We start from the raw sequence: 11,837 nt of genomic DNA, 5'->3' as shown, positions 1-11,837 counted from the left end.
CGTTGTACCGTCATAGTTGATACCGATAACATCCGAGTCGAGGGGACACTGGACGCAACCTAGAGCCGTGCCTGTTGGCATCAGGTTAAAGGGCAACGCCCGGGATTCGATAGCAGGGGTTCTTTATGAGTTTCGCATCACGCCTTGCCGCGGTCGCGTTCGCCGCGCTGATGTGCTGGAGCGCGGGGGCATCGGCACAGCAGGCGCCGCCACCGCAATATCCGCCGCCGCAGCGTGACCCGACCCCGTATACTTACGGGCCCGGCGAGCTGGTCGGAGCCGGACACAAGTTCTTCGGCAATGTCTCGCGCGGGCTGGCCTCGGTCATCGAGCGCGCGGTCAGCCAATGGGGTCTGCCGAACGGCTATGTGCTCGGCGAGGAAGGCTCCGGCGCGTTCGTGGCCGGGCTGCGCTATGGCGAGGGCACGCTCTACACCAAGAACGCCGGCGACCTCAGGGTCTACTGGCAAGGTCCTTCGGTCGGCTTCGACTGGGGCGGCGACGGCGCCCGGACCATGACGCTGGTCTACAACCTGCCCTCGACGCAGGCGATCTATCAGCGCTTCGTCGGCATCGACGGCTCGGCCTATATCGTCGGCGGCTTCGGCATGACGGCACTGACCGCCAACAACATCGTGCTGGTCCCGATTCGCTCGGGCATCGGCCTGCGGCTCGGCGCCAGCGTCGGCTATCTCAAATACACCCCGCGCGCGACCTGGAACCCATTCTAGGTCGCCGCCCTGATCGGGTAATGACGCCGGCGCTCCGGCACAGTTAGCGATTCAGGTTAACGCGGCAAACGGGCTGGCCTTCGGCTGGCCTGCCGTGGCATTGTGATTAACAAATTCCTTCTTTCTTGGAGTGACCCTTCATGATCGAGCCGATCATGTACGCGGCGATCGGTTTCCTGATCTCGATGCTGTGCGGCCTGATGATCGTGCCCCTGGTGCATAACCGGGCGGTGCGGCTGACCACGCGCCGCATGGAGGCTGCCACCCCGCTGTCGATGGCCGAGATCCAGGCCGACAAGGACCAGCTCCGCGCCGAGTTCGCGATGTCGGCCCGCCGGCTCGAGATGAGCGTCGATCAGCTCAAGAGCAAGACCACAAGCCAGCTCGCCGAGATCGGCAAGAAGACCGACGCGATCAATCGCATGAAGATCGAGCTGGGCGAGAAGAACGCCGCGATCTTCGCGCTGGAGGCGCGCGAGAAGGCGATGAAGGAGCAGCTTCGCGCCACCGAGGAAGAGTTCACCGCCAAGACCGAGCTGCTGCGCAATGCCGAGCAGGCGCTGACCGACAAGCAGAGCGAGCTCGGCAAGATCAACGCCGCGCTCAACGACCGCTCCATGACGGCCGACAGCCGCCAGATCGAACTGGTCGCGGTGCGGACCCAGGTCGAGGAGTTGAAGAACCGGGTCGGCGATGCCGCCCGGGAGTTCGCGGCGACCGAGGCCCGCCTCGCCCAGGAGCGCAGCCAGTCGGAAACCGCGACGCGCGATCTCACCGATGCGCGCGGCCGGGTCGAGAATCTGAGCCAGCGCGTCACCGATCTCGATCGCCAGCTGATCGTCCAGGTCAAGGAAGCCGAGATGCTCGGCAATCGCGTCACCGATCTCGAGGGGCGGCTCGCGACCCAGGGCAAGCTGCTTGCCGAGCGTGAGTTCGAGAACGGCCAGCTCAAGCAGGCCAACGCCGCCGCCGAGCGGACGGTGCAGGAGCTGCGCGAGGAGATCGCGGCGGCAGGCGGCGGCAAATCGTCCGCGCTCGAGAAGCTGCGCCAGGAGAAGGCCGCTGCCGAAGAGCAGCTGCGCATCGCCCGCGACGAACGCGGCAAGCTGCAACGCGACATCAACGCGATCCAGCAGCAGGCCGAAAGCTCCTGGGCGACCGAGCGGATGGAGAACGCGCTGCTGCGCGAGCGCATCAACGACATCGCGGCCGAAGTCGCCAAGCTCGCGATCCAGCTTGAGGGACCGAACTCGGCGATCGAGGCCATGCTGGCGGCCGAGCCGACCGTGCCGGCCAAGGCGACCGCCAAGCCCGCCAACGGTGCCGCCAATGGCGTCTCGCCTGGCAGCGCGATGCCCGAAGGCGGCGGGACGCTGGCCGAACGCATCCGGGCGCTGCAGTCACACGCCTCCCGCGCCCGCCAGCAGGGCGCCTGACCCCCGCAGGGTTTGATGTCCTGCAAGCCTTGATTCCTTGAGGTCTCCTGAAGGTCTTGGCTTGACACCCCTACCCGGCACTTCGTAAATCGCACGCTCTGACGAAGCGCCTCTATCGACCGGCCGCCGACCAGCGGCCTTTGGCACGTCACATCCCGGACGCATAGCTCAGCGGGAGAGCGTTCCCTTCACACGGGAGAGGTCCAAGGTTCGATCCCTTGTGCGTCCACCATTCCCCTTCCTGAACCGCCGGGTACGGACGATTGACGACATTCTGGCGCCCTTCGGGACCGCCTCATCAAAAATGTCGAAAACAACCCCATGCAAAGTAGCCGACGCAAGCCGGATCAATGGGTTACGCCATTTCTGAACTTGATTGACCGGTCGGGCAAAACACCGGCAGGATGGCATCATCCCGGGAGACGTGCCACCGGACGACCCAACCTGAGACCGACCGCGAGTTGAGCAAGAGTAGATTTCTGAACATAAGAGTCGAGACCATGCATCTACGGATTGTTGTTCTGCCCCGAGACATCCTTTAAGTGTTGAAACTTTAGAGGCCATCTCGAAGGACCCGGACTCGGCCGATCGCTATAAGCACACCATGGCGAGCGCCGAGGCTCGACGGCCGGACCTATTGCCGGTCCCCGTCTTTGCGAAGCGAAAGGTCCGCGGGGAGCGATGAAATGGGGGGACGTTAGTGGCCGCAATCCTGAGCTGGCTCAACGACAACGAAGCTCAAAAATGGCTTAACGACAATCAAGGCGTTGTATCGGCCGCGATATTCTTGTTAACGGCCCTGTTCGGGTGGGCATCAGGAATTTTTGGAGCGCTTCGCAGAAAGCCGAAGCTCAAATTAGCGATTATTCCCGGCCCCACCCTGTGCACCACGTTCAGAGCTGGCTCCGCAAATTCGGACAGTAGCTTGAGTGGATTTTCTGCCTGACAGCGGCGAGGATTCTTGCCGCGAATCAGGAGCGAAGATGACGAAGAAGAGCCGCCGGATGCATTCTCCGGCATTCAAGGCGAAGGTTGCTTTGGCTGCGGTCAAAGGCGACAAGACGCTGGCGGAGCTGGCGCAACTGTTTGATGTTCATCCGAACCAGATCACGATCTGGAAAAACCAGCTCCTGGAAGGCGCCGCCGGCGTGTTTGGGCATGACAAGGCGTCGGCCGAGACGCCGGTCGATTTGAAGGCGTTACATGCCAAGATCGGCGAGCTGGCGTTGGAAAACGATTTTTTGTCCGGCGCGCTCACCAAGGCGGGCCTGCTGAGCGCAAAGCGATGATCGACCGCGGTCATGATCTTTCTATCGTGCGCCAGGCGAAGGTCCTGAAGCTGGCTCGCAGCACGGTCTACTATGAACCTCGGCCAGTTTCGGCCGAGGACCTTGCCTTGATGCGTCGGCTCGATGAGCTGCATCTCGATTATCCCTTCGCGGGAGCGCGTATGCAGCGATCGTTGCTGCGGCGGGAGGGCGTATACGCCGGTCGCCGCCACATCGCGACGCTGATGAAGCGCATGGGGATCGAGGCGGTCTATCGTCGCCCGAACACGAGTAAGCCGGCACCGGGTCACAAGATCTACCCGTACCTGTTGCGCGGATTGAAGATCGAGCGGCCCGACCAGGCGTGGGCAATGGACATCACCTACATTCCGATGCGGCGTGGCTTCGTCTATCTCGCGGCGGTCGTCGATGTGTTCAGCCGACGGGTCCTGGCCCATCGCGTCTCGATCACAATGGAGGCGGCCTTCTGCGTCGAAGCGGTCCAGGAGGCGTTGGCGAAGCACGGCAGGCCCGAGATTTTCAACACGGACCAGGGCAGCCAGTTCACCAGCCTCGAGTTCACCGATGTGCTGCTGGACGCGAAGATCGCCATCAGCATGGACGGCAAGGGCGCCTGGCGCGACAACGTGTTTGTCGAGCGGCTCTGGCGCACGGTCAAATACGAAGAAGTTTATCTCCGCGCCTACGACAGCGTGTCCGAGGCGCGAGCGTCAATTGCCAAGTATCTGGCCTTCTACAATCAGGGACGCCCTCACTCGAGCCTTGACGGGCGCACGCCCGACGAGGCTTACTTCGGCACGCAAGCTATGGTGATGGCCGCATGACCGTCGCCGACGATTTTGTCGTCGCTCTGGTCGGGCTACGCCCTCCCGACGCAACGACAAAATCGTAAGGCCCCGCGTTCAGCATAACCCGGCAGGAATCCACTTAAATCCCGCGGGGCGCTGTCCAAACAACCGGCGCCAGCTCTTTCACAACTGGTGCAAAACACGGGGATTTCCCGGTCCATCGCACCGCACTCTCCTTATATCTGCGAGTTAGCAACGTCGGAACGGCGGCGACAAGCATTGAGAACGTGTCCCTCGGATATCACTGGTACCTTCGACCAAGATTCACCTTCGAGTGGGTGAGATATCGTCTTTTTTGGTACTGGCTGGATCAGCCAGCCATCACGATGACCGATTTCCAGGCGGACGTCGGTCAGCACATCAAAATATATCCGTCATTATTTCAAGGAAGCGCAACGACGGGCCGTTCGACCGATGTCTATCTTCAAGCCGGCCAGTCGGTGAATGGGGTGGTTTACTTCGAGCAGCGGGATAGCTGGGGTGGCTTCATGCCGTTTCCTAAGTCGCATCGAACGCGGGTGAAGGTCGCGGTGAAAGACGTCTTCGGTACTCATCACAAGCAGTGTTTCTGGATACCGGTCGTCCCACTTGCAGAAGCGCAAAAGTACAATCCGTCGTTCGGGCAGACCTATCACAGTTTGCAACAGGAGGGCGGCAAGGCTGGCGCGTGAGAACTGGGGATAATGTCGGGACCGGATGAGGACGAGAGCGCGCATAGTTCATGAGCAAATATATCAGCAGCGTTGTGGTCGGCCTCTTGGCTTGGATCACCGTCCGCATCATTGCCGGCGCATTTGGCCTCAACGAGAAAGCTCTGCAGCTCGGCTACTGGCTTCCTCACCTTTCGGCAGAACAGCGATCTTTCATTGTATCGTCGGCAGCGGTGCTGATCGGCATCATCGCTGTCGTCTTATGGCTTGCGCTGAATGCTGATGACCGCATTCGCAACCTGCTTTCATCCCGGCCGGAACTCGGAAGCCTTCGTGTCGAAGGCAAGCCGACTGCCAAGATGGCAGTTTACCCGCGCAACCCGGCCTGCTCAGTTGAGCTCGGCGTCGATTTATTCAACACGATGTCAAAGCTGATGGAGGTTGAGGGCAAGCTTTTCGCGACGATCAACGGCAAGGATCTCGACCAGCCAATGGACGCATCCTTTCCTATCAACGGCAATGCTTCGAAAACCTTGTTCGTCAGGATGGAGGACGTTCCGGTCCGCACCGTCGTGCAGACCGACGGGCTGGAGCACCATTTGTCAGCCCACTTGAGGTACGAGCTCACATATCGCTACGCGAACGCAAAACACTCACGTCGAACTTGCAAGACGGTCAGTTGGACATTTGCAACTCGAGCCGCCCCTGAGAATCCGGGTGCGCGACAGACCGTTGTGATGCCTGTCATTGTCCATTTCAGCGATGAAATCGAAGAATAGAATGCGGGGAATAACCGGGGAACGGCATTTCGAAGCAAAAAAGCCTAGAAAAATCGAGCACAGGGAGGGCCTTCACACGGGAGAGGTCCAAGGTTCGATCCCTTGTGCGTCCACCATCCCCTCCCAGCAGATCGACCGCTTTCGTTCATTGCCGGCGGCGGTGCTGTGCCGATGATGACGGCTTGGCGGTGCGCCGGCTGAGTTCGCCGAGCAGGTCGCGAACGGCGCCGTCGAGTTCGTCGGGCGGGGTGGCGTGATTGGCCTGTTGCGTGCCGGTCGGCCGCTGCCGGCCTTGCATCGAGATGTCGTCATTGGCGGCTCGCGCCTTCGGCGCGTGAACGCGTAACGGCGACCGGCGCCGGCGGCGCGAAATCAGCTCGCGGACGCCATATCCCGATGCGAATCCGATCCCGGCGACGAGAACGACAATCAGAAGCTCCAGCATTGTGTCGTCCCCAATCACCTTGCCGCAACGCAATAAGCGCGACAATGCGGCAGGGGCTTGACCGGGCCGGTTCCTTTTCACGGTATCGAACAGAACGCCGCCCCCCCCCACGGAGTCCTACGGTGTTTTATTCGCGAGCCTCCTCGGCTACCTTCCCGGAACTCGCGGAGGCCGGGACGTCTCGATGCGCAAGGGCAATGACTACATTCTGAAGCTGCGGCCGTGGTCGTTGTCGACGTTCGTGGTCGCCCTGCTGGCCGTGGTGCTCGCCACCGCGACTCAGGAGATGTTCACGAGCTTCGGCATGCAGCTCTATTTCGCGGGTTTTGTGCCGGCGATCCTGATCGCCGGCCTGATGGGCGGCGCGCCGGCCGGCGCCTTTGCCACCATCATCACGGTTCCGATCGTCTGGTGGGCGTTCATGCCGCCCTATTTCGACTTCGGCTGGCCCACCCCTGAAGACTATGACAGCCTCGCGATGTTCCTGCTGTCGAGCGCGCTGCTGGTCTGCTTCTCGCAGCTCTATCGGGAAGCGCTGGTGATCTTGCGGAAGTAAGTCGCCGATGCATGCCAATGCTGCTTGCCGGTGCCGGCAAGCCGGTGGTCTGGAAGGACCGTCGCCGTCAGATCCCGAACATCCAGACCGCAACGATGGTCGCCAGGGTCGCCACGCCGCTGACCGTCCAGCCCACCGCGTAGAAGCTGTCCTCGGGGGCGGTATCGAGCATGGTGCCGGTGGTTTCCGTCATCGATCGCCAGCGCATGGCGCGTCTCCTCGGAACTCCTGCCCAGCGACATAACGCGGCTCGAGGTTCCCGGTTCCGACGCCTGCGCGATGGTTGCGCCGTTCACGCGCTGCTCACGGACTGCTGATCGCGGTCGCGGAACCTGCGACATTCTGTCCCGTTGAGGGGCGCTGGAAACCAACTTGGGAGAACCATCCGATGCGAACATTGATCCTCGCCGCCACGGCGCTTGCCTTCGTCTCGTCCGCCGCACTCGCGCAGGACAAGGCGGGCACGAGCCCGGCCCCCGCCGCAAGCGGCGACACCGCGGCCAAGGGCGAGGCGTCCAAGATGGCGCCGAAGAAGAAGGCGAAGAAAGCCGCAAAGAAATCGAGCGCCAAGACTGGGGAAAAGACCGGCGACGACGCGGCCAAGCAATAGACAGAAGCAATCGCCCACAATCGCGCTTTGCGATCTCTTGGCGATCTCTTGGCGATCTCTTGGCGATCTCTTGGCGATCTCTTGGCGATCTCGAAGATCACGGAAAAGGCCGCCCGAGGGCGGCCTTTTCTGTCTCGGTTCGCGGGCTGTCTCGACCCGTCACGTCGCAATCGGCTGCGCCGCCGGTTTGGGGAGCGAGAGCTGAGCCCGTGAAGTCAAGTGCGGGAGGGGGAGCGAAAGAGTTGCGAAGCCGGTAATCCGCACCGCCATCGGATCGTTCTGAAATTGACCACCAGCCTCAGTAATTGCTCCACCTCCCGCGCCTTCTGTTCTGCCGCGCATGCGAAGGTGGCGCATGATCCAAACGGGCTATCACGGCAATGCGGAGAGAAGATTCATCCATGGACTTAGTGCTGAGCGCTATTGTCATGCTTGCCCGCAAGCCCGCCCGCATCCAGCCGCTCGGCAAACCAGCGTGATGCGGTGCTGTCGATGACGCCGCCGGCATAGACCTCGGACAGGCTCACCCCGTCCTTTCCCACGATCAGCAGCACGCCGACCGCGTAGGCGAACCAGACATTCGGATCGGTCAGCGCCTGCAGCTTGCGCTGATCGTGCTCGACGGGCTGGTGATTGCCGTCCTTGCGCAGCTCGATGGCCAGCAGATTGTTCGGGATGTCGCGCTGATGCACGACGATATCGGGATAGATCGACTTGCCGAGATGGTCATCGGTCGAGATCGTCGAGCCGCGCGGCAGCCGCAGGGTGCGCTCGCCGAGCCGGTCGTAGTTGCAATCGACCTGCCAGCCGGAAAACTGCCGCTCGACATAGACGGCCAGCCGGTGAGTAAGCGTTCGCTCGCCGAGGTCGCGCTCCAGCAGGAACGTCTCCTGCGCATAAAACTCCTCGACGGCGGCGATCACCTTGTTCAGCTCGGTCTGCATTGGCGCCTCCGACTGGACTAATGCGCGATGAGCTTCATCGCGGGCCGCCGCCGCGGCCTTCTAAAGCGGTGTGTCTACATCTGCACTTCGATCAGCCGCGGTCCCGGCTCGGCAACGGCTTCCGCCAGCGCCTTGTTGAACTCGTCGGCCGTCGTCACCGCCCTGCCCGGCACGCCCATGCCCCTGGCGAGCGCGACGAAGTCGAGCGTCGGGCGATCGATCTTCAGCATGTCCTGCGCCCGCTTGCCCGGCTCGCCGGCGCCGACGCCGTCGAACTCGCCGCGCAGGATCTGGTAGATGCGGTTGGCGAACACGATGGTCACGACGTTGAGCCCTTCGCGCGCCTGCGTCCACAGCGACTGGATCGTGTACATCGCCGAGCCGTCGCCGACCATGCAGATCACCTTGCGGTCCGGACAGGCGACCGCGGCGCCGGTTGCGACCGGGGTGGAGAAGCCGATCGAGCCGCCCATGTTCTGCAGCCAGTCATGCGGCGCTGAGGCCGCCGTCGGCGGGAAGAAGCCGCGGCCGGTGGTGACGGATTCATCGACCATGATGGCGTTCTCGGGGATCGCGCACGCAATCGCCTGCGCGATCGAGGCGTGATTGAGCGCGCCGGTCGGCTTGGCCAGTTCCTGGTGCTGCTGCGGCTTGACGTCGTGCGCCGCGGCATGCAGCGCGCCCGCGAGCGCCTCGAGCGCTGCGACCGAATTCTCGCCCCAGGCGGTCATGCGATGCACCTCGCAGCCTTCCGCTTTCAACATGCTCGGCTTGTTCGGATAGGCGAAGAACGCGACGGGATCGTTGGCCTCGACCAGCACGATGTGACGGAAATTCTTCAGGATCGGCAGCGCCTGCTCGATCACATAGGGGATACGGTTGATCGAGAACCGGCCGCGGCCGCGCGCCATGCGCGGATGATAGGTCTGGCCCATCACGGTGCAGCCGGTCTTGCCGGCGATGCGCTCGGTGAGCGCCAGCCCCTGTTCGGTCAGCGCGCTGCCGGTGACCAGCAGCAGCGTGTGCGCGGCATCGCCGTGCAGGATCTTCGCGGCACGCTCGACCGCCTGCGGCGAGTAGCTCGGACGCTGGGTGTCGACAGGCGTTTCGGCGATGCCGTCGGCCTCGTTCCAGGCGGTGTCGGCCGGCAGGATCAGGGTTGCGATCTGCGGCGGCGCGCTCCTGGCCGCGGCGATCGCAGCCGCACCATCGGCGGCGACCGACTTGGCATCCGGCGAGGTGCGCACCCAGGATGACATCGGCCGCGCCAGACCCTCGATGTCAGAGGTCAGCGGCGCGTTGTAGCCGATGTGGTAGGTGGCGTGTTGGCCGACGATGTTGACGATCCCGGAATGGGCCTTCTTGGCGTTGTGCAGATTGGCAAGGCCGTTGGCGAGGCCGGGCCCGAGATGCAGCAGTGTCGAGGCCGGCGTTCCCTTCATGCGGAAATAACCGTCGGCTGCACCGGTCACCACGCCTTCAAACAGACCGAGCACGCAGCGCATGCCCGGCACCTTGTCCAGCGCCGCGACGAAATGCATCTCCGAAGTGCCCGGATTGGTGAAGCAGACGTCCACACCGCCTGCGACCAATGTCCGCACCAGACTTTCCGCACCGTTCATGATCCCGCTCCCGCCAGAGATGTTTCTTGAGGTTGATCCAGATCAACCATTCTTCATCCGCTTCGTCAAAGGCTTGGCCGGACAATGCAGGTATCGCTTCCGATCTGTTGCCTTTTTAAACCGTGTTGTCGGAAAATGGCTGGTGTCACGGCTTCGTCGCTTGCGAAACGCCGACGATTGTGGCCTCTCTGGCTGCATATTTGATTGTTCGCGAGGACGATGACGATGCGCCCGATTGCCTTGATGTTTGCCGCGCTCACGATCCTGGCAGGTGCCGGCCAGGCCCAGGCCCAGTTCTTCGATTCCCGCGGCTACCAGTCCGAGCCACCGAGCTTCTTCGGCGGCGGCGCAAGCCCGATCCCGCGCACCACCGTCAACTACCCGACCAACTACGCGCCGGGCACCATCGTCGTAAATACCGCCGAGCGCCGGCTCTATCTGGTGCTGGCGAACGGCCAGGCGCTGCGCTACGGCATCGGCGTCGGCCGCGACGGCTTCCGCTGGGGCGGCGTCCACCGCATCTCGGCGAAGAAGGAATGGCCGTCGTGGACGCCGCCGTCGCAGATGCTGCGCCGCCGCCCCGATCTGCCGCGCCACATGAACGGCGGCATCGAGAATCCGCTCGGCGCGCGCGCGATGTATCTCGGTTCGACGCTCTACCGCATCCACGGCTCGAACGAGCCGGAGACGATCGGCCAGGCGGTCTCGTCGGGCTGCTTCCGCATGACCAATGACGACGTCACCGACCTCTATGGTCGGGTCTCGGTCGGCACCACCGTCGTGGTGAAGAACTGATCGCGTCGGTTTCACCGGAACCAGGCGCCGCCGTCCGGCAGGATCGCTGATCCCGCCGCCTTGATCCCGTCTTGCGCTGCCGCAAGCATTGCGGCAGCGTCGTCAGAATGCCCCAGCACCGCCCTTCGATCCTGCTCCTTCTCGCCGCAGCGCTCGCCGCTTGCCTCACTGACGCCACCGTGCCCGCGGCCGGCGCCGAGGTGCCGGCCGTTGTCGTGCGTCAGCGCAACGAGAAAAAGCTCTTCTCCGACGCCGAGATTGTCGAAGGTTTTCTGAAGACCGCGTTCGGCGCGGAATATCATCTCGCCGGACGGGTCGATCGCATCCGCAAATACGACAGCCCGGTGCGCGTGTTCGCCGACGGCAGCCGCGCCGACCGCAAGGCCCAGCTCGCCAAGGTCGTGGCCGACATCCGAGCCAAGGTGCAGCATCTCGACATCGCGATGACCGAGAGCAGCGACGCCGCCAATGTCGTGGTCAAGCTGGTGCGCGACCGCGAGCTCTACCGCACCATCGCGACCTTCTACGGCCAGGACCGCGCCAAGGAAATCCGCTCCTCGCTCGATCCGCAATGCCTGTCCGGCTTCCGCAAGAACGAGAACTACGAGATCGAGCATTCCGACGTGATCCTGACCGTCGACAACGGCGATTTCGTCTTCCTCGACTGCGCCTATGAGGAGCTGCTGCAGTCGCTCGGCCCGATCAACGATACCGCGACGGTGCCGTGGACCATGTTCAACGACAGCGTCTCGATGGGCTATTTCGACGTCTACGACCAATATCTGCTCAACCTGCTCTACGACCCCCGCATCAAGCCGGGCATGACCGTGCAGGAGGTCAAGGCCGTGCTGCCCGACGTGCTTAGCGACGTCCGCGCCTGGGTGGCGAAGGTGAACCATCTGGAGTGATGAAGTTGAGCGCGATTCCTCCGCACACACCGCTGTCGTCCCTGCGAAAGCAGGGACCCATACTCCGCGGCCGTTGTCGTTGAAGAGACCCGTCGTTCCAACACCGCTCACCGATAGCCATTCGTGGTTATGGGTCCCTGCTTTCGCAGGGACGACTTGAGAACGTTCTGGCGCAATACGCGCCAGCTACCCCCGTCACCCCTGAGGAGCGCGCATCGCGCGCG

At 63.0% G+C, this 11,837-nt stretch carries 14 protein-coding genes and 1 tRNA gene; 11 read left to right on the top strand and 4 right to left on the bottom strand.

The window, feature by feature from the left end; all coding sequences use genetic code 11:
- The first annotated feature begins 125 nt into the window (after positions 1-125).
- From HAP48_RS25810 to HAP48_RS25780, 7 genes are all read left to right on the top strand, one after another.
- On the top strand, positions 126-731 hold the full coding sequence (locus tag HAP48_RS25810; protein WP_166208974.1) for a DUF1134 domain-containing protein: 606 nt from the start codon (positions 126-128) through the stop codon (positions 729-731).
- A 140-nt stretch (positions 732-871) separates the two neighbouring features.
- Positions 872-2,167, top strand: a complete 1,296-nt coding sequence (locus HAP48_RS25805; protein WP_166208977.1) for a coiled-coil domain-containing protein — start codon at positions 872-874, stop codon at positions 2,165-2,167.
- 157 nt (positions 2,168-2,324) lie between these two features.
- A tRNA-Val gene (locus HAP48_RS25800) sits at positions 2,325-2,399 on the top strand.
- Between the two features lie 468 nt (positions 2,400-2,867).
- Positions 2,868-3,113, top strand: coding sequence for a hypothetical protein (locus tag HAP48_RS25795; RefSeq protein WP_166208981.1), 246 nt, complete (start codon positions 2,868-2,870; stop codon positions 3,111-3,113).
- A gap of 37 nt (positions 3,114-3,150) precedes the next feature.
- A protein-coding gene (locus tag HAP48_RS25790; protein WP_166204126.1) for an IS3-like element ISRj2 family transposase occupies positions 3,151-4,280 on the top strand; the annotation gives its coding sequence in 2 pieces (ribosomal slippage) (positions 3,151-3,403 and positions 3,403-4,280; 1,131 coding nt in all).
- 350 nt (positions 4,281-4,630) lie between these two features.
- The gene (locus HAP48_RS25785) at positions 4,631-4,975 is read left to right on the top strand and encodes a hypothetical protein (RefSeq protein WP_166208985.1); all 345 of its coding nucleotides are present in this window, start codon (positions 4,631-4,633) and stop codon (positions 4,973-4,975) included.
- Positions 4,976-5,025: 50 nt separating this feature from the next.
- The gene (locus HAP48_RS25780; RefSeq protein WP_166208990.1) at positions 5,026-5,733 is read left to right on the top strand and encodes a hypothetical protein; all 708 of its coding nucleotides are present in this window, start codon (positions 5,026-5,028) and stop codon (positions 5,731-5,733) included.
- Positions 5,734-5,878: 145 nt separating this feature from the next.
- On the opposite strand, the gene HAP48_RS25775 is transcribed toward HAP48_RS25780, so the two are convergent.
- Positions 5,879-6,178, bottom strand: coding sequence for a hypothetical protein (locus HAP48_RS25775; RefSeq protein WP_166208993.1), 300 nt, complete (start codon positions 6,176-6,178; stop codon positions 5,879-5,881).
- A gap of 184 nt (positions 6,179-6,362) precedes the next feature.
- Here HAP48_RS25775 and HAP48_RS25770 point away from each other — a divergent pair, with 184 nt between their 5' ends.
- The gene (locus HAP48_RS25770; protein ID WP_166208996.1) at positions 6,363-6,734 is read left to right on the top strand and encodes a DUF4118 domain-containing protein; all 372 of its coding nucleotides are present in this window, start codon (positions 6,363-6,365) and stop codon (positions 6,732-6,734) included.
- Positions 6,735-6,801: 67 nt separating this feature from the next.
- Here HAP48_RS25770 and HAP48_RS25765 read toward each other — a convergent pair whose 3' ends face one another.
- A complete protein-coding gene (locus HAP48_RS25765) occupies positions 6,802-6,942 on the bottom strand; it encodes a hypothetical protein (RefSeq protein WP_166208999.1) in 141 nt (46 codons plus the stop codon).
- Positions 6,943-7,122: 180 nt separating this feature from the next.
- On the opposite strand from HAP48_RS25765, the gene HAP48_RS25760 reads away from it, so the two are divergent.
- Positions 7,123-7,344, top strand: a complete 222-nt coding sequence (locus HAP48_RS25760; RefSeq protein WP_029080282.1) for a hypothetical protein — start codon at positions 7,123-7,125, stop codon at positions 7,342-7,344.
- Between the two features lie 407 nt (positions 7,345-7,751).
- Here the strand turns inward: HAP48_RS25760 and HAP48_RS25755 are convergent, their stop codons facing one another.
- Positions 7,752-8,288, bottom strand: coding sequence for a hypothetical protein (locus tag HAP48_RS25755; RefSeq protein WP_166209002.1), 537 nt, complete (start codon positions 8,286-8,288; stop codon positions 7,752-7,754).
- 74 nt (positions 8,289-8,362) lie between these two features.
- Complete coding sequence (locus HAP48_RS25750) at positions 8,363-9,910, bottom strand: acetolactate synthase large subunit (protein ID WP_166209005.1); 1,548 nt, start codon at positions 9,908-9,910, stop codon at positions 8,363-8,365.
- 225 nt (positions 9,911-10,135) lie between these two features.
- On the opposite strand from HAP48_RS25750, the gene HAP48_RS25745 reads away from it, so the two are divergent.
- Positions 10,136-10,705: a L,D-transpeptidase gene (locus tag HAP48_RS25745; RefSeq protein WP_175612295.1), complete on the top strand. Its 570-nt coding sequence runs from the start codon at positions 10,136-10,138 to the stop codon at positions 10,703-10,705.
- Between the two features lie 107 nt (positions 10,706-10,812).
- Entirely contained in the window at positions 10,813-11,613 is an 801-nt protein-coding gene (locus tag HAP48_RS25740) for a DUF2927 domain-containing protein (protein ID WP_166209012.1), read from the top strand.
- The last annotated feature ends 224 nt before the right edge of the window (positions 11,614-11,837 follow it).

This window comes from Bradyrhizobium septentrionale, assembly GCF_011516645.4.
GTDB lineage: Bacteria > Pseudomonadota > Alphaproteobacteria > Rhizobiales > Xanthobacteraceae > Bradyrhizobium > Bradyrhizobium septentrionale.
This window is presented reverse-complemented; position numbering and strand designations above follow the sequence as displayed.

Bases quoted from the DNA above. Each gene is read 5' to 3' on its own strand.
- HAP48_RS25780 (WP_166208990.1), top strand. From the start codon at position 5,026: ATGAGCAAATATATCAGCAGCGTTGTGGTCGGCCTCTTGGCTTGGATC.
- HAP48_RS25810 (WP_166208974.1), top strand. From the start codon at position 126: ATGAGTTTCGCATCACGCCTTGCCGCGGTCGCGTTCGCCGCGCTGATG.
- HAP48_RS25755 (WP_166209002.1), bottom strand. From the start codon at position 8,288: ATGCAGACCGAGCTGAACAAGGTGATCGCCGCCGTCGAGGAGTTTTAT.
- HAP48_RS25745 (WP_175612295.1), top strand. From the start codon at position 10,136: ATGCGCCCGATTGCCTTGATGTTTGCCGCGCTCACGATCCTGGCAGGT.
- HAP48_RS25740 (WP_166209012.1), top strand. From the start codon at position 10,813: ATGCCCCAGCACCGCCCTTCGATCCTGCTCCTTCTCGCCGCAGCGCTC.
- HAP48_RS25760 (WP_029080282.1), top strand. From the start codon at position 7,123: ATGCGAACATTGATCCTCGCCGCCACGGCGCTTGCCTTCGTCTCGTCC.
- HAP48_RS25785 (WP_166208985.1), top strand. From the start codon at position 4,631: ATGACCGATTTCCAGGCGGACGTCGGTCAGCACATCAAAATATATCCG.
- HAP48_RS25805 (WP_166208977.1), top strand. From the start codon at position 872: ATGATCGAGCCGATCATGTACGCGGCGATCGGTTTCCTGATCTCGATG.
- HAP48_RS25775 (WP_166208993.1), bottom strand. From the start codon at position 6,178: ATGCTGGAGCTTCTGATTGTCGTTCTCGTCGCCGGGATCGGATTCGCA.
- HAP48_RS25750 (WP_166209005.1), bottom strand. From the start codon at position 9,910: ATGAACGGTGCGGAAAGTCTGGTGCGGACATTGGTCGCAGGCGGTGTG.
- HAP48_RS25765 (WP_166208999.1), bottom strand. From the start codon at position 6,942: ATGCGCTGGCGATCGATGACGGAAACCACCGGCACCATGCTCGATACC.
- HAP48_RS25770 (WP_166208996.1), top strand. From the start codon at position 6,363: ATGCGCAAGGGCAATGACTACATTCTGAAGCTGCGGCCGTGGTCGTTG.